This window comes from Streptomyces davaonensis JCM 4913 (genome assembly GCF_000349325.1).
GTDB classification, from domain to species: Bacteria; Actinomycetota; Actinomycetes; order Streptomycetales; family Streptomycetaceae; genus Streptomyces; species Streptomyces davaonensis.
This window is the reverse complement of the sequence record NC_020504.1, coordinates 2448012-2469312: the sequence shown is the minus strand read 5'-3', so window position 1 is coordinate 2469312 and position 21301 is coordinate 2448012. Positions and strand designations below refer to the sequence as shown.

The 21301-nt window shown below is 71.2% G+C and carries 19 protein-coding genes; 10 read left to right on the top strand and 9 right to left on the bottom strand.

The features are described from left to right. Window positions 1-18: 18 nt before the first annotated feature. A complete protein-coding gene (locus BN159_RS10680) occupies window positions 19-1746 on the top strand; it encodes a DUF2264 domain-containing protein (RefSeq protein ID WP_015656970.1) in 1728 nt (575 codons plus the stop codon). On the opposite strand, the gene BN159_RS10675 is transcribed toward BN159_RS10680, so the two are convergent. Continuing rightward, window positions 1733-3283, bottom strand: a complete 1551-nt coding sequence (locus BN159_RS10675) for an MSCRAMM family protein (RefSeq protein WP_041819065.1) — start codon at window positions 3281-3283, stop codon at window positions 1733-1735. The genes BN159_RS10680 and BN159_RS10675 overlap by 14 nt on opposite strands. A 404-nt stretch (window positions 3284-3687) precedes the next feature. Between BN159_RS10675 and BN159_RS45695 the strand changes: the two genes are divergently transcribed. Further along, entirely contained in the window at window positions 3688-4056 is a 369-nt protein-coding gene (locus BN159_RS45695; protein WP_015656968.1) for a VOC family protein, read from the top strand. Window positions 4057-4123: 67 nt separating this feature from the next. Beyond that, entirely contained in the window at window positions 4124-4882 is a 759-nt protein-coding gene (locus tag BN159_RS10665) for an isocitrate lyase/PEP mutase family protein (RefSeq protein ID WP_015656967.1), read from the top strand. Here the strand turns inward: BN159_RS10665 and BN159_RS10660 are convergent. From BN159_RS10660 to BN159_RS10650, 3 genes are read right to left on the bottom strand one after another with little or no spacing between them, the layout of a single operon-like run. After that, complete coding sequence (locus BN159_RS10660) at window positions 4865-5446, bottom strand: TetR/AcrR family transcriptional regulator (protein ID WP_015656966.1); 582 nt, start codon at window positions 5444-5446, stop codon at window positions 4865-4867. The genes BN159_RS10665 and BN159_RS10660 overlap by 18 nt on opposite strands. Before the next feature lie 59 nt (window positions 5447-5505). Next, window positions 5506-6165 (bottom strand): response regulator, encoded by a 660-nt coding sequence (locus BN159_RS10655; RefSeq protein WP_015656965.1) that lies wholly within the window; start codon window positions 6163-6165, stop codon window positions 5506-5508. Next, the gene (locus BN159_RS10650; protein ID WP_231905601.1) at window positions 6162-6986 is read right to left on the bottom strand and encodes a sensor histidine kinase; all 825 of its coding nucleotides are present in this window, start codon (window positions 6984-6986) and stop codon (window positions 6162-6164) included. The genes BN159_RS10655 and BN159_RS10650 overlap by 4 nt, the downstream gene beginning before the upstream one ends. Before the next feature lie 137 nt (window positions 6987-7123). On the opposite strand from BN159_RS10650, the gene BN159_RS10645 reads away from it, so the two are divergent. Together BN159_RS10645 and BN159_RS10640 are read left to right on the top strand one after the other, a co-directional pair. Next, window positions 7124-7825, top strand: coding sequence for an ABC transporter ATP-binding protein (locus tag BN159_RS10645; protein WP_015656963.1), 702 nt, complete (start codon window positions 7124-7126; stop codon window positions 7823-7825). After that, the gene (locus tag BN159_RS10640; RefSeq protein WP_015656962.1) at window positions 7822-10134 is read left to right on the top strand and encodes an ABC transporter permease; all 2313 of its coding nucleotides are present in this window, start codon (window positions 7822-7824) and stop codon (window positions 10132-10134) included. Before BN159_RS10645 ends, BN159_RS10640 begins: the two co-directional genes overlap by 4 nt. Window positions 10135-10192: 58 nt before the next feature. Here BN159_RS10640 and BN159_RS10635 read toward each other — a convergent pair whose 3' ends face one another. After that, window positions 10193-11503, bottom strand: a complete 1311-nt coding sequence (locus tag BN159_RS10635; RefSeq protein ID WP_015656961.1) for a jacalin-like lectin — start codon at window positions 11501-11503, stop codon at window positions 10193-10195. Between the two features lie 221 nt (window positions 11504-11724). Here BN159_RS10635 and BN159_RS10630 point away from each other — a divergent pair, with 221 nt between their 5' ends. The 5 genes from BN159_RS10630 to BN159_RS10610 all read left to right on the top strand — a co-directional run bounded on the left by BN159_RS10630 (window position 11725) and on the right by BN159_RS10610 (window position 15833). Next, window positions 11725-13434, top strand: coding sequence for a PHP domain-containing protein (locus BN159_RS10630; protein WP_015656960.1), 1710 nt, complete (start codon window positions 11725-11727; stop codon window positions 13432-13434). Continuing rightward, window positions 13431-13946, top strand: a complete 516-nt coding sequence (locus BN159_RS10625) for a hypothetical protein (protein ID WP_015656959.1) — start codon at window positions 13431-13433, stop codon at window positions 13944-13946. The genes BN159_RS10630 and BN159_RS10625 overlap by 4 nt, the downstream gene beginning before the upstream one ends. Window positions 13947-14294: 348 nt before the next feature. After that, the gene (locus BN159_RS10620) at window positions 14295-14480 is read left to right on the top strand and encodes a hypothetical protein (RefSeq protein ID WP_015656958.1); all 186 of its coding nucleotides are present in this window, start codon (window positions 14295-14297) and stop codon (window positions 14478-14480) included. Continuing rightward, on the top strand, window positions 14477-15100 hold the full coding sequence (locus BN159_RS42820) for a sigma-70 family RNA polymerase sigma factor (protein ID WP_015656957.1): 624 nt from the start codon (window positions 14477-14479) through the stop codon (window positions 15098-15100). The genes BN159_RS10620 and BN159_RS42820 overlap by 4 nt, the downstream gene beginning before the upstream one ends. A gap of 7 nt (window positions 15101-15107) precedes the next feature. Next, on the top strand, window positions 15108-15833 hold the full coding sequence (locus tag BN159_RS10610) for a hypothetical protein (protein WP_015656956.1): 726 nt from the start codon (window positions 15108-15110) through the stop codon (window positions 15831-15833). Here the strand turns inward: BN159_RS10610 and BN159_RS10605 are convergent. From BN159_RS10605 to BN159_RS10590, 4 genes are read right to left on the bottom strand one after another with little or no spacing between them, the layout of a single operon-like run. After that, window positions 15812-16606, bottom strand: a complete 795-nt coding sequence (locus BN159_RS10605) for an ABC transporter permease (RefSeq protein ID WP_015656955.1) — start codon at window positions 16604-16606, stop codon at window positions 15812-15814. The genes BN159_RS10610 and BN159_RS10605 overlap by 22 nt on opposite strands. Before the next feature lie 4 nt (window positions 16607-16610). After that, window positions 16611-17417 carry an ABC-2 family transporter protein gene (locus BN159_RS10600; protein WP_015656954.1) on the bottom strand — a complete coding sequence of 269 codons (807 nt, stop codon included), beginning with the start codon at window positions 17415-17417 and terminating at the stop codon, window positions 16611-16613. Next, entirely contained in the window at window positions 17417-18412 is a 996-nt protein-coding gene (locus tag BN159_RS10595) for an ABC transporter ATP-binding protein (protein WP_015656953.1), read from the bottom strand. Before BN159_RS10595 ends, BN159_RS10600 begins: the two co-directional genes overlap by 1 nt. Beyond that, window positions 18409-21261 (bottom strand): glycoside hydrolase family 2 TIM barrel-domain containing protein, encoded by a 2853-nt coding sequence (locus BN159_RS10590; protein ID WP_015656952.1) that lies wholly within the window; start codon window positions 21259-21261, stop codon window positions 18409-18411. Before BN159_RS10590 ends, BN159_RS10595 begins: the two co-directional genes overlap by 4 nt. Window positions 21262-21301 lie beyond the last annotated feature (40 nt).

The window sequence follows — 21301 nt, the reverse complement described above, 5'->3', positions numbered from 1 at the left end:
CGGAAGGAACTGTCGCTGATGGACCTGCCGCTTGACGACCGTGGACCGAGCCCGGCCACCGGCTACACCCGCGCCCACTGGGAGGCGGCCGCCGACGCCCTGCTCGCCGCGGTGGAGCCGTACGCCACCCCCGACCGCGCCCTCTACCACCTCCCCGGCGACCGCCATAGCTTCTCCGGCCGCCTCTCCGACGGCCTGGAGGGCTACGCCCGTACGCTCCTGCTGGCCGCGTTCCGTAAGGACGAGACGGCGCTGGAGCGCTACGCCGACGGACTGGCGGCAGGTGCGTCCGGCGCCTGGCCCCGGATCCAGCACCGCAGCCAGCCCCTGGTGGAGGCGGCCTCCGTCGCCCTGGCCCTGCGCCTGACGCGCCCCCTGCTGTGGGACCGCCTGGACGACGGCGTGCAACAGCGGGCGGCGCAGTGGCTGGCTGACGCGCTGACGGCCGAACCCTGGCCGTGCAACTGGGAGTTGTTCCCGGTGACGGTGGGCGGCTTCCTCCAGTCGATCGGCCATGAGCCGGAGGCGTCGGCGAAGGCGATCGACCGGGGCCTGGAACGCATCGAGCAGTGGTACCTGGGGGACGGCTGGTACACCGATGGCGACGGCCGCAAGTTCGACTACTACAACGGCTGGGCGATGCATCTCTACCCGATGCTGCACGCGTGGCTGGCGGAGGATGCGGAGCTGCTGGACCTGTACGGCGGCAGGCTCTCCCGCCATCTGACGGACTACGCCCACCTGTTCGCCGCCGACGGCGCCCCGATGCACCAGGGCCGCTCCCTGACGTACCGCTTCGCGACCACGGCCCCATTGTGGCTGGGCGCCCTGACTGGCCACTCTCCCCTTCCCCCGGGCCAGACCCGACGCCTGGCGTCCGGAGCCCTGCGCTACTTCCTGGAGCGCGGCGCGGTGGACGACCGTGGCCTGCTCACCCTGGGCTGGCACGGCCCGAACTCCGCGGTGCTCCAGGACTATTCGGGCCCGGCGTCGCCGTACTGGGCCAGCAAGGGCTTCCTGGGCCTGCTCCTCCCACCGGAGCACGAGGTCTGGACGGCACGGGAGGAACCGAGCCCTGCGGAGGACGGCCCGGACTGGGCGTACCCCATCACCCCGCCCAACTGGCTCCTCCAGTCCACGACTTCCGACGGCCTGGTCCGCCTCCACAACCACGGCAGCGAGCATGTCGACTACGACCCGTACTACTCGCGGCTCGCGTACTCCACGGCGACGGGGCCCTCCCCGTCACCCTCGTGCGACAACAGCATCTTCATCGCCGGCGACCCGAGCCGTACCGGCATCGAACCCCTGGGCGTGGGCGACGGCTGGGCGGCCTCACGGCACACGGTTTCCTCGGGCGCGAGCGTGACGAGCGCGGTGCTGGTGCGCGGCGCGGTGGAGGTGCGGGCGTATCTGGTGGCGGGGGCGGAGGCGGGGACGCCGGTGCGGGTGACCGGGTGGGCGGCGCCGGACGGCGTACGGGCCGAACTGCGGCCGGTCGTCGGCCTCGACGACGCGCTCACCGGAGTCACCGGAGCGGACGCCACCCTCTTCGTCGCCCTGGCCCGGCTCACCGCGGAGCCGGATCCCCGCCCGCTGGCGGAGCTGGTGTCGGTCGTCGTGACGGGCACGGAACTGCATGTGACCTGGGACGACGGCACCGAGACGGGCCTTGACGTGCGGGTGCCCCGGCCGGGACAGGCCCGGCCGGGGCACCCTGAGGACGGTCAGGTCACGGGTCGATGACCACCGTGCAGGTGTAGGTACCGGGCGGCAGGTTCGGGAAGGTCGCCGACGTGGGTGTCACGTTGGTGGCCGTCTTGCCGTTGCAGGCGAACGTGGACTGGGTCGCGCCGGTCACCTGGGGGGTGGCGGTGAGCGTGAGGTCCGTCAGCGGCGTGTTGCGGAAGGAGACCGTCTCGCCGTTGTACGGGTTGTCATTGCAGTTCGCCTTGGTGTCGACGGTGACGTTCTTGGGCGCGTTGTCCGCGTAGCCCGCGTGGTCGCCCTCGGTCACCGTGTAGCTGCCGAACGGGAGGTTGTTGAAGCAGGCCTGGCCGTTGGCGTCGGTCGTCGCGGTGGCGCCGTTGCTCAGCGTGAAGGTGATCCCCTCGTGGGCGTGGTCACCGGGACCGCTGGCCGCGTGCTTGCGGACCTTGGTGACGCGGATCGCGCCCATCTGGCGGGGGTCGGAGAAGTTCAGCGTCTGCGTCTCGTTGGCGACGACGGTGACGTGCTGGTCGGGGGCCGGGTCGTGGCCCGACGGGACGACCGTCTCGTGCACCCAGTACTCGCCCTGCGGGACGTCGTCGATGGTGCAGGTGCCGTTCACGGTCGTGCACTTGAAGGTCGTGATGGTGTCTTCGGCACCACGCGTGCCGTTGAGCGGGGCGTTGTCCTTGTAGAGCGTGAACTCGGCTCCGTCGAGTTCTTCGTCCTGGTCGTCCGTCTTGTTGATCTGCACGCTGCCGCAGTTGGAGATGTCGACGCTCTGCGGGGGGATGAAGTCCTTCAGCGCGGAGGTGAAGGAGTCCGAGGCGCGGCTCTTGAGGTAGGCCGACGCGAAGGACTTGCAGGTGGTGCCGTTGCCACCGAGAACCGCGGCCAGGCTGATCTGCGCCTCACCGAAGGTGCGGGGGTCCAGGGCGCCGAGCCCGTCGCTGTCCGCGTCCGCGATGGCGCTGGTGTTGATCGAGGCGGCGGCCCTGACCGGCGGGGTGGTCAGATTGGTGGCGGGCCCCCACGCGCTGCCCGTCCAGGTCCGGATCGAGATGACCGGCCGGGTGCCGCCCTGCGACAGGTCGTAGGTGATCAGCACGTCGCCGGCGGTCCGTACCGGGGTGACGCCGTTGGCGCTGACCGTCTCGGACTGGTTGAACTCGAAGTCCATGTTCGTGGTGCCGGTCGGCTCCTGGACCCGGCTCCAGAACATGTTGAGGAAGCCGGTGGTGCTGGCGCCCTCCTGGTAGACGCCGAAGAAGCGCAGATCGCTCTTGTTCGGCGGGATACCGCCGTCGACGACCGACGGAACCGCGGTGTCCTCCTTGGCCCCCTGGCCGAACGAGGTGTCGTCGTTGCCGATCGCGTTGTCCGGTACCCGGATCTCGGCGACGCTGTCCCAGTCGTCGGGGCTGTTGGGGTCGTCGACGACGAGGTTGGCGTCGGTGTCGATCTCGAAACCGCTGCCGGTCAGGCTGGGCGGCGGTGCCTGTGCCGCCGCCACACTGGCCGAGAGCAGTCCGCAGCCGAGCAGGACGGCCGTGGCCGCCGTCCTGAAGGCCACGGACCCGCTGCGTCTGCGTCGCTTGCCTGTCCGCACGGATACATGCAGGGAATCGGTCACTGCTAAGTCCTCCCGAGGTGCGTGAACTGCCCAGCAGTGATAGCACGCCAAAAGGCCTCATTTACGAAATTTCCGTCGCCGCGCCGAATCGGCGCTCTCGAAGGCGGTGAATTCGGGGCGCCATTCAACCCATTCCGCATATGAAGAAACAAGTCCGTTTGCAGGTGTTCGAGGGCCTTGATATTTGAACGGTAAATGACCTTTCCGGGGCCTGAATTTCGGTTTTTCAGAAAGGCGACCGCCACCTGATGCGTACTGGTCCTCGGCTTCACGGTCCACCCCCGTGGCTGCACCAGTCGTTATCTCCTTGCCGGGTGTGTCGGGTACGGATGAGAATCGCGCGCATGACTTCTGTGATCCGGCACACCACCGTCGACAGCGCCGACGCCTACGGACTCGCCCAGTTCTGGTCGAAGGTCCTGGACCTGCCCGTGCACGAGGACGACAAGCCCGGCGACGAGGAGGTGCTGATCGAGGAGGCGAAGGTGCTCTTCATCAACGTGCCGGAGGCCAAGACCGTCAAGAACCGGCTGCACTTCTGCCTCCAGCCGGAGGACCGCACCCGCGACGAGGAGATCCACCGCGTCCTCGCCCTCGGCGCCACCCTGGTCGCCGACCGCCGCAACCCGGACGGTACGGGGTGGGCGGTCCTGGCGGATCCCGAGGGCAATGAGTTCTGTGTGCTGCGGAGTGCGGCGGAGCGGGCGAGCTGACGTTCACAGGCTCGGCCCCGGTCATCGTTCGGCCGGGGCCGAAGCGATCCCGGCCTACCGTGCCGTCATGACCCCCTTCGCCCGTCTCCACCACACCGGGGAACCGCTGCTCCTCCCCAACGCCTGGGACCACGCGTCCGCCCTGGCGCTGGCCGCCGAGGGCTTCCCGGCCGTCGCCACCACGAGCCTGGCCGTCGCCGCGGGGGCGGGGCTGCCGGACGGGGCGTCGGTGACGCGCGACGAGACCCTCCGGCTCGCCCTCACGCTCGGCAGCGGGCCGTTCCTGCTCTCCGTCGACGCGGAGGGCGGCTTCAGCCAGGACCCGGACGAGGTAGGGGAGTTCGCCCGGCAGCTGGCCGCGGTGGGGGCGGTGGGAATCAATCTGGAGGACGGCCTGGGGGCCGTCGCGGGGCACGCGGCGAAGATCGCGGCCGTGAAGAAGGCGGCACCGGACCTCTTCGTCAACGCGCGCACCGACACGTACTGGCTGGGCGAGGGGGACGAACGGGACACGCTGCGTCGGCTCGACGCCTACCAAGAGGCCGGTGCCGACTGCGTGTTCGTCCCCGGGATGAACGACCCCGCGCGGATCGCCACCCTGGTCCGACAGCTCCACGCCCCGCTGAACATCCTGTACTCACCCACCGGCCCGCCCCTCTCCCGTCTCGCCGGCCTCGGCGTCCGCCGCGTCAGCCTCGGCTCGCTGCTCTACCGACGCGCGCTCGGCGCGGCGGTGGAGACGGCCACCGACATCCGGGCCGGCCGGACTCCGCGCGGCGGGACACCGACGTACGCCGATGTGCAGGGGCTAGTGATGCAGCGGTAGCGTCGGCCAGTTCTCCAGGGCCACATGCAGCGCCTCGACCGCACGCTCCCAGGAACGGCGTACGTCCCTGGGAGCGCCGAAGGCGCCGGTGGACTCCAGGGCGCAGTAGCCGTGGAAGGTGCTGCGCAACAGGCGTACCGCGTCGGTGAGATCGGGTTCCTCCAGGCCGTAGGCGCGGAGCATGCCGTAGGTGATCTCGGCGGTGCGGCGCATCGCGGGGGAGTCCGTCAGCAGGGTCTGGTCGACGCGGATCTGGGTCGCCGCGTATCTGCCCGGGTGCTCCAGGGCGTACTCCCGGTAGGCGTCCGCGAAGGCCGCCAGCGCGTCCTTGCCCGCACGGCCCGCGACTGCCAGGGCGATCCGGTCGATCATCTCCCCGCCCGCGAGCAGCGCGATCCGCGTCCGGAGGTCCTGGAGGTTGCGCACATGCGAGTACAGACTGGCGTCCTTCACGCCGAACTGCCGCGCCAGCGCCGACAGACTGACCTTCTCGAAGCCGACCTCGTCGGCCAGATCGGCGGCGGCCGCGGTGATGCGGTCGGCGGTGAGACCCGCTCGGGGCATGGCATGACCTCCATTGCTGCGGGCACTAGCTTACGACCTAGACCTCCTAGGAATCGGTCTCATGTCGTCCCCGGCTTCACCAGACCCGTCTCGTACGCCAGCACCACCGCCTGCGCACGGTCCCGCAGCGCCAGCTTCGAGAAGATGCGGGCCACATGGGACTTCACCGTGGCCTCGCTGAGGGTGAGGTGCTCGGCCAGCTCCGTGTTGGACAGGCCCCGGCCCAGCAGGGTCAGGACCTCCAGCTCCCGTGGTGTGAGCGCCGACAGGGAGGTCGGGGGTGCGGGAGTGGGAGCCGCCGACGCGAAGCGTTCCACCAAGCGACGGGTGATGGACGGGGCGAGCAGTGCGTCGCCCGAGTTGACCAGGCGTACCGCGGCCGCCAGGTGTTCCGGCGTGACGTCCTTGAGCAGGAAGCCGCTCGCCCCGATCGACAGGGCCGTGTAGACGTAGTGGTCCAGGTCGAACGTGGTCAGCATCAACACCCGGCAGTCCGGGGACTGTTGGAGAACTCGGCGGGTGGCCTCCAGGCCGTCCATCGTCGGCATCCGGATGTCCATCAGGACCACGTCCGGCTTCAGCTCGCGGGCCAGCGACACCGCCTCCGCGCCGTCCGCGGCCTCGCCCGCCACCTCGATGCCACGGGCGGTCAGGATCAGCCGGAAGCCGGTGCGGATCAGCGTCTGGTCGTCGACGACCAGGACCCGGGGCCCCGTCACGGGCGGTCCAGCGGGATGCGCGCCCGGACCCGGTAACCGCCGCCGAGCCGGCGCCGGGCGTCCAGGTCACCGCCGTACACCGCGACCCGCTCCCGCAGCCCCAGCAGCCCGCGCCCCGTCCCCTGCCCTCGCCGTGCCGCACGGGGCGGCGCCTCGCCGGTCAGGACGCTGGGGCCGGTGTTGAGGACCTCGACGCGCAGGGCGTGATCGGCGTACCGCACGGTGACCTCGGCCTTGCCGCCGTCGCCGTGCCGGAGGGCGTTGGTCAGGGCCTCCTGGACGATGCGGTACGCCGTCACGTCCACCCCCTGCGGCAGCGGGCGCGGCTCGCCGGAGATCCGTACCTCGACCGGCAGCCCGGCGAAGGAGACCCGGTCGACGAGGGTGCCGAGCCGGTCGAGCCCGGGCTGCGGGACCTGGACCGCTGTACCGCTCCCACCCTCCTCGACGTCCTCCCCGTCCGGCGACGGCGCCAGCACGCCGAGCAGATGCCGTAGGTCCGTCATCGCCCCGCGCCCCGCGTCCTCCACCGCGCGCAGTGCCGTCGCCGCCTCGTCCGGCATGGTGCCGAGCACCTCCCTGGCCGCGCTCGCCTGCACCACCATCAGGCTGACGTTATGACTCACGATGTCGTGCAACTCCCGTGCGATACGGTCCCGTTCGGCCGTGACCGCGGCCCGTGCCGCGCTCTCCCGCTCGCGCTCCAGCAGCCAGCCCCGCTCACCGACCGCGGCCTGCCACCGCTGCCGCGTCCGGATCAGCGCCACGGTCAGACCCAGCACGGCCACACCCGCCGCCACCAGCACCATTGACTTCCACACGCCCTCACCTTGGCAGACGGCCAACCGGGGCGCATCGGCCGGGAGATGCAGGACCTGCATCCCGGGGATGAGGCGGGCCGCCGACTGCCATCCGGGGAGGGATGCCCGCAACCGCGGTGCCCCGTAGCGTCCTTGGCATGGCCACAGAGGACAGCGGGGTCGTCGTACGACTCGACGGAGTGCGCAAGGAGTACGGCGAGACCACGGCGTTGGACGGGGTGTCGCTACGGATCGCGGCGGGGGAGGCCGTGGCGGTGATGGGGCCCTCGGGGTGCGGCAAGTCGACGCTGCTCAACATGATCGCGGGGCTCGACCGGCCGAGCGCCGGGTCGGTCGTCGTGCACGGGGAGAGCGTGGGGGAACTGTCGGAGAAGGGGCTGGCCCTGTACCGGCGGCGCCGGATCGGCATGATCTTCCAGTTCTTCAATCTCATCGACGACCTCTCGGCGCTCGACAACGTCGCCCTCGCCGCCCAGTTGACCGGCACCCCGGCCAGGCAGGCCCGCCGCCGCGCCCTGGAGCTCTTCGAGGAGCTCGGGATCGCCGACCGGCGCAACGCCTACCCGGCGGTGCTCAGCGGCGGCGAGCGGCAACGCGTCGCCGTGGCACGGGCGTTGATGAACCGCCCCGCCCTGCTGCTGGCCGACGAGCCGACCGGCGCCCTGGACAGCCGCTCGGGCGAGCAGGTGATGGACCTGCTGATCGACCTCAACCAGATCGGCCAGACCCTCGTCCTGGTCACCCACGACGCCCACCTGGCCCGTCGCTGCGCGAGCCGGATCGTCGAGTTCGCCGACGGCCGGGTCATCGGGGAGCACACCCTGGAGCCGTCCGCATGAGGGCGGTCTGGCGGGCCGCGCGGGCGGCGGTACGGCGCCGCAGGCTCCAGACGGTGGTGATCGCGCTGGTCACGCTGACCTCCACGGCGGCGATGGTGGTCGCCCTCGGCCTGGTCGACGCCGCGTCGGGGCCGTTCGACAAGGCTTTCGACAAGCAGCGCGGGCCGCATGTCGTGGCCGCGTTCGACGCCGACCGCGTGACCGACGGCGAACTCGCGCGAGCGGCCCGGCAGCCCGGAGTCGAGGCCATCGCCGGGCCGTTCGCCCTGGCCTCGGTCGAACTGCCCACCCGGGCGATGGAGTTCGGCTTGGGCAGTGAGATCAGCGTCGTCGGGCGCGCCGACGCCGACGGGCCGGTGGACCGACTCGATCTGTGGGCGGGCCGCTGGGCCACCCGGCCCGGCGAGGTCGTGGTGAACCGGCAGTCCGACTGGACGTCGGACGACCTGGGCAAGAAGCTCCGGATCCCCTCGGGGCCGACCCTCACCGTCGTCGGGTTCGCCTTCGACCTGAGCCGTACCGCGGACGCCTGGGTGACCCCCGAGCAGATCGGAGCCTTGAATCCTCGGACCTCCCAACTGCTCGTCCGCTTCGACGACGCGGCGACACAGGACGAACTGCGCACGGGGGTGGCCACGTTGATCGAGGGGCTGCCGGCGGACGCGCTCACCGCCTCCCGGTCGTACCTCACGCTCAAGGAGCAGATGAGCGGTTCGGCCCGCGCGTACACCCCGTATCTGATGACCTTCGGCATCCTCGGCATCGCCGTTGCGGTGCTCATCATCGGTAACGTGGTCAGCGGTGCGGTGATCTCCGGAATGCGGCACATCGGCGTGCTCAAGGCACTTGGCTTCACCCCGGGACAGGTCGTCGCCGTCTACCTCACGATGATTTCCGTGCCGGCGGTGCTCGGTTGCGCACTCGGCACCGTCCTGGGAAACCTGCTGGCCCGGCCGTTCTTCGAGTTCGTCTTCTCCGGGCCGGACGCGGGGGTGTTCCACGGCAGCGTCTCCGTGCCGCCGTGGGTGAACACCGTGACGCTGCTCGGCATGCCAGTGCTCTGCGTCCTCGCAGCGCTCGCCCCGGCCGTGCGCGCCCACCGTATGTCGGCCGTGCGGGCGATCAGCGCGGGCAGCGCGCCCCGCGCCGGGCGCGCCCTGGGAATTCAACGGCGGCTGGCCGGCAGCCGGTTGCCGCGCTCGGTGAGTCTGGGCACGGGGCTGCCGTTCGCCCGGCCGGGGCGCAGCGCGCTCACCCTCGCCGCCGTGGTCCTGGGCGTGACCACGGTGACCTTCGCGACGGGCCTCGCGACCACGATGGACCGGTTCGGCAGTGCGGGGCGCGACGCCTATCAGGTCACGGTGTACGTGGGGCAGCACAAGGACGGCAAGGAGGTCCGCCCAAAGCGCTCGGATGCCGAACTGCACGCCCTGTTCGCCGGGTTGCCCGGTGCGGATGAGGTGACGGCACGGGCCGATGTCCAGGTCCGAATGGCGGGCTCGGCGGACCTGGTGTGGATCGAGGCCCGCCGGGGTGACCGGCTCCGGCTGGACAGTGTGCTCACCGAGGGGCGGTGGACGCGCGGTGCCGGTGAGATCGTCGCCGGGTCCGCCTTCCTGCGCCACAACGATGTGCGGATCGGCGAGTACGTCCGGCTGGAGAAGGGGGACCGGGCCGAACGGGTCCGTGTCGTCGGGGAGTACATGCAGAGCGACCCCCGGAGCGTGGTCGTCGACTGGTCGACGTTCGGGACCCTGGCCCCGCGCGAGGAGCCCATCGCCTACCACGTCCGGTTGCGCGACGGCACGGACCCGGCAGCCTACGCGCGCGCGGCGGCGGACGCCGAGCCGGGAGTCAGCCCGGCGGTGCAGGGTGCCAACACCGTGACGCAGACCGTGATCGGCTCCGCCACGGCGCTCACCCTGATGCTCGCCGTCGTCTCCGCCCTCGGCGTCTTCAACACGGTGGTCCTCAACACCCACGACCGCCGCAGGGACTTGGGCATGCTCAAGTCCATCGGGATGACACCGCGACAGGTCACGGCGATGACCGTGACCTCGATGGCGGTACTGGGCGTGACCGGCTCCCTGCTCGGCGTCCCGCTGGGCATCGCGGCCTACGAACTCGTCGTCCCCCGCATGGCCGGCGCGGTCGACATCACCCTGCCCGCCTACATGACGGACGTCTGGCAGGCCCCGGCGCTCGCCGGCCTGGCCCTCGCCGGGGTCGTCATCGCGGTACTGGGGGCGCTGGTCCCGGCCCGGCGGGCGGGGCGGCTGACGGTGGCGGAGGTACTGCGCAACGAGTGAGGTACGGCGCAACGAGTGAGGGGGGGCCGCGGACTGATCCCGCGGCCCCCCTCCCGGCTCAGCCGATCGGCGCGTAGAGCACCCCGAGCTTGTCGATCTCGGTGCCGGAGCGTCCCGTGAAGCCGACTATCTGCCACCCCGTCGGCGCCGTGAAGGTCTTCGTGTCCGACGTCGCCGTACCGGCCGACACACTCCGCCCCTTGTCGGTGCCGAAGGCGGCCGAGAAGATCCGGGTACGCCCGTCCTTCTGACCCCGTGTCAGCTTCACCGAGGTGAGGTGCTCACCGGCGGCGAGGGTCAGCGAGGCCGCGGTGCCGCCCGTCCCGCCGTGGCTCAGCGTCGTACCGCCGTCGTGCGTGAGCGCCACCGCGTCCAGGCGGGAGGCGCCGCGCAGGGTGAGGGTGCGGGGAGCGACCGTGGCGGGGAGATCGTCCGCGTCGTTGAAGGCCGTGCCGTGCGGGCCGCCGAAGAAGTCGCTCGCCCTCAGCGAGGAGTCGACGGTGTAGGAGAAGTCGACCGTGTGCGGGAAGTGGTCGGAGAGGTGCTCGCCGTCCGAGCGCAGGAAGGACGCCCACTCGTTGTTGTAGCGGGTGGCGTTCAGCGAGACGAGGTCGCTGCCCCGGTACAGGACCTTGTCGACGACCTCGCAGTCGTTCGTCGGCGCCGCCGAGTCGCAGACCAGCGCCTCGCTGCCCTGCGCGGGCGCCGTACCGCCCTTGACCAGGTCGACCCACGGGTCGGTGAGGCCGTTCTCCGACAGCAGGGTGCGGATGTTGTCGCCCGCGCGTGTGTACCGGGTGTTGGTGTCGCCCATGACGATCACCGCGTTCCCGGCCGAGTTGGCCTGGATGAAGTCCGACAGCTGCTCGATGTTGGCGCGGCGGGCGGCGAGGGCCGCGTCCGTGGTGTCGGCGTTGGTGTGGACGTTGTACAGGTCCACGAAGACGCCCTCGGCGAGCCGGACCCGGGCCAGGGTGAAGCCCTTCGGGGTCAGACAGTCCGCGTTGGTGCAGTCGTTCCAGTCGACCCGCTCGAAATCCTCGAAGGCATGGTCGGACAGGGTGTTGAGGCCGTCGCCGAAGCCCGCGCCGCCACTGGTGGCGGTGCGGTGGGGGTGGGTGTCGTTGGCGTACAGGGAGGCGTGGTAGTTGAAGTCCTCCTGCACATTGACCAGGTCGTACGGGCCGAGGCGCTGACCGATGAGCGGGGTGTTGGTCTCCGGGTCGCTGTCGCCGAGGCCGAGGGGCAGGCCCGCGATGTTGTAGGTCAGCACGCTGAAGGAGCCGGTGGGGGCGGCCTGTGCGGGGGCGGCGGCGAGACCGGTGAGGGCCAGCGTGGCGGCCGCGAGGGTGCCGAGGATGCGTCTCATGGTGGGGGTGTCCTTCATCGGAAAAGGCGAACATCGTTCAGGTTCGATGTCAACTGGCGTGACGTGCAAGGTCAGTTGGGGAACCTGTGGGAGGGGTGGCGTTCCGCCGTGTGCGGGGCACTCGCCGTCCACGCATCGCTCGTTCAACGTTCATGTTTTGCCTTGATCCTCCACACGCGGCGTGGTCGCGCGCCGCAGCGGACCGGACAACCGGAGGCGTCATGGGACACGGGCATCACCACCATCACCACGGGCACGACCACGACCACGATCACCACCACGCGGAGGTGACGCCGCTGCCCGCCGCCTTCGACGTGAACGTCCCGGACGAGGCGCTCACCCCCGAGCAGCAGTCGCGCCGTTCGCTGCTGCGCCGCGCCGGCCTGCTCGGCGCGGGTCTCGCCGCCGGCAGCGTGCTGGCCGGCCAGACCCCGGCCGCCGCCGCTGACAACGGTGTCAACCACACCCGTCGGAGCAAGGGCTTCCTGTGGCTGGCCGGTGACCACCACATCCACACCCAGTACAGCAGCGACGGCAAGTACCGGGTCGTCGACCAGGTCCGTCAGGGTGCCAAGCACGGCATGGACTGGCTGGTCATCACCGACCACGGCAGCGTCGCACACGCCAAGATCGGCGTGGAGAAGGTCAATCCGGACATCCAGGAGGCCCGTTCGGCCTACGAGGACACCCTCGTCTTCCAGGGCCTGGAGTGGAACATCCCGGCCGCCGAGCACGGCACCGTCTTCGTCCACCCGGGCAAGAACGAGGTCTCCGTCCTCAAGCAGTTCGAGACGGACTACGACGGCAGCGTCAAGGGCGCCTCCGACTCCACGCCCGCCAACGAGGCCCTCGCCATCGCGGGCCTGAACTTCCTCGCGGAGCAGGTGCAGCGGCGCAAGGTCAAGGACGCTCTGATGCTCGCCAACCACCCGGCGCGGCGTGGTGTCGACTCCCCGCACGAGATCCGCGGCTGGCGTGACGCCAACGGCGCCAACCGCCAGATCGCCGTCGGCTTCGAGGGCGCGCCCGGCCACCAGGCCGCGGGTCTTCCGGCCCCGCTCGGCATGGCCCGCGCCCGCGGCATCTACGACAACAACCCGAGCGCCAACTCCTTCGCGGGCTACCCGCCGGAGAGCTACCGCACCTGGGGCGGCTTCGACTGGATGACGGCGACCGTCGGCGGCCTGTGGGACGGCCTCCTCGCCGAGGGCAAGCCCTGGTGGATCACCGCCAACTCCGACTCCCACCAGGTCTACGCCGACACCGCGGCGCGCGGCGGCGGTGACTTCAACGCCAACGGCCGCTACGACGACCCGGTCTACGGCGGCAGGATCGACGTCACCCAGGGTGACTACTGGCCCGGCCAGTACAGCCGTACGCACGTCGGCGCCGACGGATTCTCCTACGCCGCCGTCATGGACGGCATCCGGGCCGGGCGGATCTGGGTCGACCACGGCCAGTTGATCAGCGGCCTCGACGTCCGCGTCGCCGGCGGCAGCCGCTGGGCCACGCTGGGCGGCGCGCTGCACGTGAAGAAGGGCACGAAGGTCACGCTGAGCGTGGACATCGCACTGGCCGGCGGCCCCAACTGGGCGGGCTTCCTGCCGAAGCTGGCGCGCGTCGACGTCATCCAGGGCGACATGACCGGTGCCGCGGCCGACAAGGACACCCTCACCGCGCCGAGCGCCAAGGTCGTCAAGTCCTACGAGGTGGACAAGGCGTCCGGCACCGTCCGCCTCACCTACGAACTGGGCCGCGTGGACCGTCCGTTGTACGTCCGGCTGCGCGGCACCGACGGGAACCGGTCCGCGGTCGGCGCGATGGGCGCCGCGGTCGATCCGGCGGGCCCGGCGATCGACGTCGTCGGTGACGCCGACCCGTGGGTGGACCTGTGGTTCTACTCCAACCCGGTGTGGGTCCTGCCGTCGTGACCAAGGGGTACGCCCTCACCGTCGACCCGGAGCTGCGGGACCTGCGCGCGGCCGATCACCTGCTGCTGCGGCTCGCCGCCGAACTCGCCCTCCCCGACGGCGCGTTCGGCTGCACGCACCTGCTGCGCGGTGACCGGCCGCGGGTCGCGCTGTCCTTCACCTGGCCCACCGAGCCCCTCCTGCGCACCGCCCGGGAGGCGCTCACCGGCCAGGGCTACGAGGTGTGCGACGGCGTTCCCGACGCCGTCGGCCGTGCCGTGGCGTACCCCGGCTCCGCGGCGCTCACCGGCACGCTGACGATCGCGGAGCTGCTCGACCGCTCCGGGATCGACCGCGTGACGGTGCTGGGCGCCGCGGAGCCCCCGCGCCCGGACACCCGCCTCATGACCCGCGACCACGTCCGCCCGCACTGGCAGGACGGCTCCCTGGTGCTCTCCGCGATGCCCGCGGTGGGCGGAACCCTGGTCCCCTTCGAAGTACCGGACCCGACCCCGTGCTGCGCGGACCACTGAGCCCGAACCGGCGCATTGGTATCACCAACGACCAAACGTGATCTGTGACACACCGTCAAAATGGGTCCCGGTGTGTCACGTTCGCGCAAACGACGGTCGGAGTTCATCGGATTCGACGGAACCCCAGCTCGGGGGGTGTGGGAGGTGAGCGGGCGCAAAGGCGGGGCTACCCGACGGTAGGCGGAGGGACACCTTCCGTCAGGAAGATCTGCTCGGCGGGCTGCACGTTTGGCGGGTGGGATCCGCTTATCTGTTTTCCAGAGCAACCAGGCTCCAGGTGTCCGGCCCGCAACGACACGGGGGACGGAGCGGTACGGCACCGTCGGAAAGTGAAGGAAAAAATCCACTGTGAACTACGACGTAGCCGGCCTCGTGCTGGCCATCGCCGCCGCGGCGCGCTCCTACGCGCCCGACGTGTGGTTCTTAGTGCGACGCCTCCTCGGCGCCGGAGTCCGTATTGGGGCGTCCGCCCTGAGCGATCAGCCCCAGCCCCCCGTGACCACGGCCACCCCGACCCCCGGAGGCCGCCGATGACCAGTCCCGCCCCCGACCCCGCAGGTCCCGCGATCCGCAGCCACCGTTCCGTCATGCCCCCCGAGTTCTGGGCGTTCCAGGCCCGCTACGACCGGGCCTGCCTGGAGTACGGCCGGATCCACCTCGGCAACGCCACCGCCGCCCGCAGGCTGGTGGACACCACCTTCGTCTATCTGGCCACCATCTGGGGCCGTCTGGAGGTCATGGACAACCCGGGCGGATACGCCTGGGCCCTGTTCAAGCAGCGCGTGCACGGCGAACTCGCCGCGCAGGGCCGTAGCCCCGCCACCACCGAGACGCTCGCCTTCGCCCGCGCCATCAGCGCCGCCAGCGCACCCCTGCTCGGCGCCTTCCGCTCCACCTTCCATGCCGAATACGGCAAGGAGATCGCGGAGTTGGAGGAGGGCATGGGACTGTACCGGGGGATGACCCGGCTCAGCGAGCGCCAGTTCGACGTGCTCGTGCTGCGGGACGCCCTCGGCTTCGACACCCGTGACACCGCCCTGATCATGGGCATCAGCGAGGCCACCGTCCGCTCCACCCGCCGTACCGCCAAACATCGGCTGGCCGCCGCCATGGGGTACCGGTCCGACGCCACCGCCGACGACGACAAGGAGTGACCCACGCATGAGCCGCACCCCGCGCAGCATCGAGGAGGCCTTGCGCCGCGCGCGTGTCTTCCGGGGCGAGTACACCCATGCCGACCTGGAGTCCGCCCGGCACGGCCTCGCCCGTCAGCTGCACGAGCTGCGCTGGGTGCGGTTCTTCTCCGCCCTGCCGAGCGGCGCCGGACGGGACCGTTCGGCGCCCGCCGCACTGCACGACCAGGCGGCGCGCGATCTGCGTCTGCTGTGCCGCGGCACCGTCCACCACGACGGTGCCGCCCGCCGCATCACCGCCTTCGACGCCAGCCGCGACCCCGACGGCGCCCTGCCCTTCGCCTGTCTGCTCCATCTCGCGGGGCAGGAGGAGGGCGCCCAGTTCTGGTGGCAGTACGCCGCCGGCGCGGGCAGCGTCACCGCGGCGCTCTGTCTGTACCTGCACCATGTGCGCCACGGCGAGCTGCGCGACGCCCAGCACTGGGCCGACCAGATACGCAGCCTCAACGGCATCGACTGGAACGGCTACACCCCCGTCCCGCACCACGCCGACACCGACGGCGGCCACACCGTCCACTACACCCTGCCCGCCCCGCCCCCGGCCCTGTCCGAACGTGCGGTCCAGGACGCGGTGCACGACCTCGACACCCCGCACCACGGCGGACTCGGCCCCGTACCCCAGCCGGTCCCGGACCTCGCCGACCACTGGGCGGACCTGACCCCGCCCCCGGGTCAGCCGTTCACCCCGGTGTAGTGCTTCAGGCTCCACCGCCACAGCCGCCGCGCCCCCAGATAGGCCACCACCCCGAGCAGCGGCGAGGCCGCCGCCAGCGCGTACGGGACACCGGTGTCGTGGCCGGTGAGGACGGCGGCCGGGAAGTAGGCGACGAACGCGAGCGGAAGCCCGTACGTCAGGAGGCCGCTCACCGCTCTCGGCAGCACGTTCAGCGGGTAGCTGCCGAAGGTGCCGAGGAGTTCCTCCAGCCAACGGCCCCAGTAGTCGGCGGCCGGGAAGCGCAGGGAGGCGGAGGCGACCGCCGTGAACAGGGCGGCCTCCAGCAGCAGTCCGCCGACGATCGCGGCGATCAGGTATGCGATACGGCCCGGTGTCCACTCCAGTTGGCTGCGGCTGAGCGCACCGGCCATCAGGCCGATCGCCACCGTCAGGTCGCCGATCGCGTTGGTCGGGAAGTAGGCGAGCTGGACCTGGCGGTGCACCGGCATCGGGCGCACCAGATAGATGTCGATCCTGCCTTCCTGGATGTCCCGCCCGAGGCCGTGCATCCGGCCCAGGAACAGCACGAACAGCCCGTGCGCGAGCATCCGGGTCGCCGGGATCAGCAGCACCTCGGAGCTGTCCCAGCCGCCCATCCCGGTGAACCGGGCCAGCAGCACGGTCGCGAACACGATCACCGAGACCTGCCAGATCGCCCCGATCAGGATGTTCAGCAGGAACTCGGCGCGATACTCAAGCTGCGCACGGAAGTTGAGCCGCGTGACGCGCCACGCGATACGGACGGCGTTCACCGCGTCAGCCTCCCTGTGAGATGACACGGCGGGCGGCGCGCCGCCACAGGAACCGGGTGAACAGGCCGAGCGCCACGACCCAGGCCGCCTGGAGCGCCAGCTGCCCGGCCGCCTCCGACAGCGGGATCCGGCCGATGTAGATCGACAGCGGCACGTTCAGCGTCGCCTGGAACGGCAGCAGTCGGCTCAGCGTCAGGAACCAGTCGGGGAAGAACCACAGGGGCGCGTACACACCCGACATCAGGTTCTGCGCGAAGACCAGGATCATCACCGCCGAGTGGTTGCGCAGCGCCCAGAAGCACCACTGGTCGGTGGCGAGCACGACGTAGTACAGCACCCACTGCCCGAGCAGCAGGCTCAGCGCGAACGCCCCGGCCACGGCGGCCGATTCGGGCGGCTTCACCACCCCGGCGGCGAAACACACCGCGTAGCCCGCGAGCGCCCACGCCAGCCCGTAGAGCTGCTCGCCGAGGGCGCGCAGGGCGTAGTAGCGCCGGGGCGGCAGCGGGCGCAGGTACCAGTAGACGATCGTGCCGTAGTGCATGTGCTGGATGACCGTGTCCCGGCCCGCGAACTGGTCCAGCTCCCGCAGCCGGGAGGCGAGGACGGCCAGCACCGCGAAGGTCACCGCCTGGCTTTCGCCGAGCCCCGCGGTGGTGCCCGACTGTGCCGAGTACAGGCCGTGCCAGAGCGAGGCGACCAGCACCACCTGGACGGACAGCCGGACCAGCACGGCGGTCATCCTGGGCGGCGCGTGCAGTTCGCCGAGCGGGGTGACGCGGGCGGCGCGCCAGGCGTGCAGTACGGCCATCATGCGCTCCCGGCATGGACGTAGGCGGCTCGCATCACGTCCTCCAGATCCGCTTCGTCGACGGCGACCCCCGTCACCTCGTACCGCTCGATGACGGTCTTCAGCGCCTGCTGCACGGTGGGCGATGCGGGCCCGTCGGGCCCGAACACCACCTGCGACCCCTCCCGCCGCAGCACCGCGATACCCGGCAGCGCCCTCACCTCGGCGGCCGGATCGGCGAGGGTCGCCCGCACCTGCCAAGTGGAGCCGAACTTGCGGCGGATCTCGTCCAGCGTGCCGTCCAGGACCAGCCGCCCGTGGTTGATGAGCACGACCCGCTCGGCGAGCCGCTCGACCTCCGTCATGTCGTGCGTGGTCAGCAGGACGGTACGGCCGCGCTGCTCCACCTGGTGCCGCAGGAACTCCCGAACCTGCTCCTTCACCACGACGTCCATGCCGATCGTCGGCTCGTCGAGGAAGACCACCGGCGGATCGTGCAGCAGGGCCGCCGCCAGATCGCAGCGCACCCGCTGGCCGAGGGAGAGATGCCGCACCCGGGTGTCCCAGAACGACGACAGGTCCAGCAGCTCGTCGAACTCCCGCAGCCGGGCGGCGTGTTCGGACTTCGGCACCTCGTAGATGTCCCGCAGGATCGCGAACGACTCCCGCACCGGCAGATCCCACCACAACTGGGTGCGCTGCCCGAACACCGCGCCGATGTTCCTGGCGTTGCGCTCCCGCTCCTGGTACGGCACCACCCCTGCCACCCGGGCCGAGCCGGAGGTGGGCGTGAGAATGCCGGTGAGCATCTTGATGGTGGTGGACTTCCCGGCGCCGTTCGGGCCGAGCAGCGCGAGGAGTTCGCCCGCGGCCACGTCGAACGTCACGTCCACCACGGCGCGCTTCTCCTGCCGCTCCGGAGCTACGAGGGAGCGCAGCGCCCCGGCCAGGCCGGGACGCCGCATGGTGGTGTGGAAGGTCCGGGTGAGGGCCCGGACCTCGATGGTGGCGCTCAACGCACCTCCGAGAAGACGAACGAGAACTCCGCCGGCTCGGCCCGCAGGAAGTATTGCGGCAGCGGGCCGGGGCCGCAGGACTGGGAGCCGATGCCGTGCTGGCCGTGGTCGAGGTTGACCCAGACCCGGTCGCCCGGCGTGAGGTCGGTCAGGTGCCGGGCGGCTTCGAGCTGCTCGGTGGTCCAGCGGCGGGCGGTGAACCAGAACTCCGGGTCGCCCTCGATCCGCAGTCCGCCCAGCTCCACCCAGCGCACGTCGGCGCGGGCTCCGTTCTCCTGCGGGCGGACGTACGGGGTCTGGAGGCCGTCCACCGTGGCGTCCCAACGGCCCAGCCTCGACGCGGACTTCGAGTCGGGGTACGCCTCACCCGGGCCGCCCCCGAACCAGCGCACCGCGTCCGCCCGGGCCAGGGCGAACCGGACGCCGAGCCGGGGGAGCGGCACCGTCCAGTCGCCCTGGGGGGTCACCGACACCGACAGCCGCAGCCGGTCGCCGTCGGTGGTCCAGCGGTACACCGTGTCCAGGCCGATCTCCCAGGCGGCGGGCGCCACCCGGGTCCGTACCGTCAGCGCGTCGGTGCCCGACTCGACGCCGTCCAACCGGTGTTGCATGCGGTGCAGGCCGAACTTCCGCCACAGCAGCCCGTAGCGGAGGTCCGTCTGCCACTCGGCGCCGTCGTCGTTGTCGGTGGGCGCCCGCCACACATCCAGCCGGGGCCCGCTCACCTCGACCCCGCCGACCCGCAGCAGCGCGCCGGTGCGGGCGTCGAAGGTCCCGGGGCCGAGGCGGACGATCCGCTCGCCCGAGACGGGTGCGGCGGCCGGGACGACCGTGGGCTTCACCCGCTCGGTGACCGGGAGTTGGGCCCAGGCCACCTCATGCCCCCGCGGCGCCCAGGCGGTGTCCTCGGCCAGCACCGCCCGCACGGTCCACTGCGCCTCGCCGCCCCGGCCGTCGGCGGGCGGCTCGGGCAGCTTCAGATCGACCGAGGAGCCCGGCGCCGGCCGAGGCATGGCCAGCGTGCCCGCCTCCACCGTCTCGCCGTCCACCTGGTACGCCCACTCCAGCGCGAGCCCCGACAGATCGGCGAAGTCGTACCGGTTGACCAGGCGTACGGTGCCGTCGGCGCCGTCGCCCTCGAAACGGACCGGCTCGATGACCTTCTTGTACTCGACCAGACCCGGGGACGGCGTCCGGTCGGGGAAGACAAGACCGTCGCAGACGAAGTTGCCGTCGTGCAACTCCTCGCCGAAGTCGCCGCCATAGGCATAGCCGAGTTCGGGGTGGCGGATGCCGTGATCGATCCACTCCCAGACGAAACCGCCCTGGAGCCGGTCGTACCGCTCGAACAGCTCCTGGTAGTCCGCGAGTCCCCCCGGACCGTTGCCCATGGCGTGGGCGTACTCGCACAGGATGAAGGGGAGTTCGCGCCGTTTGTGGGTGCCGCCGTCCAGGCCCCGCCCGATCTGCTCGACCTCGTCGTGGAAGGCGTACATCCGCGAGTACACATCCGTGTCCCGGCAGCCCAAGTCGCCCTCGTAGTGCACCAGGCGGTCGGGGTCGCGGCCGTGGATCCACTCGGCCATCGCGGTCAGACCGCGCCCGGTGCCCGCCTCGTTGCCCAGCGACCAGAAGATCACCGACGGATGGTTCTTGTCCCGCTCGACCATCAGGGCCGCGCGGTCCAGCAGGGCCGGGGTCCAGCGGTCGTCGTCGACGGGGTTGTCGCGCCAGCCCTGCTCGGTGAAGCCGTGGGTCTCCAGATCGCACTCGTCGATGACCCACAGGCCCAGCTCGTCGCACAGGTCCAGGAAGGCGGGGTGCGGCGGGTAGTGGGAGGTGCGGACCGCGTTGAGGTTGTGCCGCTTCATCAGCAGCACGTCCTCGCGCATGGTCGCCAGGTCCAGCGCGCGGCCGTTCTCCGGGTGCCACTCGTGCCGGTTGACGCCCTTGAAGAGGACTGCCTTGCCGTTGACCTTGATCAGGCCGTCTTCGAGCACGACCGTACGGAAGCCGATCCTGAGCGGGACCTGCTCGCCCTTGGTCGCCAGCACACCGTCGTACAGCCGGGGCGTCTCGGCGGTCCACGGTTCGACCGGTACCGCCACCGGCTCGCCGGTCGCCAGGTCGAGTCCCAGCTCCGGCACGGTCACCCGCCCGGCGACCTCGGAGTCGACCAGCAGCGTGCCCTCGCCGGTGACATGGTCGTAGGAGGCGTGCACGAAGAAGTCGCCGACGGCGCCCGTCGGGCGGTGCAGCAGGGTGACGTCACGGAAGATGCCGGGCAGCCACCACTGGTCCTGGTCCTCCAGGTACGAGCCCGCGGACCACTGGTGGACCCGGACGGCCAGCACATTGCCGCCCGGCCGCAGCAGGTGCCCGACCGCGAACTCGTGCGGCAGCCGGGAGCCCTTGAACTCGCCCAGCTCGGTGCCGTTGAGCCAGACCCGGGCGCAGGACTCGACGCCGTCGAAGCGGATCGTCGCCTCCCCGTCCGCGGGCCAGTCCTCGGGCAGGTCGAAGCGGCGCAGATGGTCGCCGGTGGGGTTGTCCGTGGGGACGTGGGGCGGGTCCACCGGGAAGGGGTAGAGGTGGTTGGTGTAGATGGGGGAACCGTGCCCCTGGAGGACCCAGTGGCCGGGGACCGTCACCGACGCCCAGTCCGTGGCGTCGTACCCCTCGGTGGCGAAGGAGTCGTCCTCGGCGTCCGCCGTCGCCGACAGCCGGAAGCTCCAACTGCCGTTCAAGGAGAGGGACTTCGCGTCGGAGGACGGGTACCAGGCGCGGGGCGGCAGGGCCCCGCGGCCCGGCGAGACGTCCTCGACGTAGGTGGTGGTGCGGAAAGACATCGGACTCCAGGTCTCGGAAGGTCTCGGAGGGTCTCGGAAG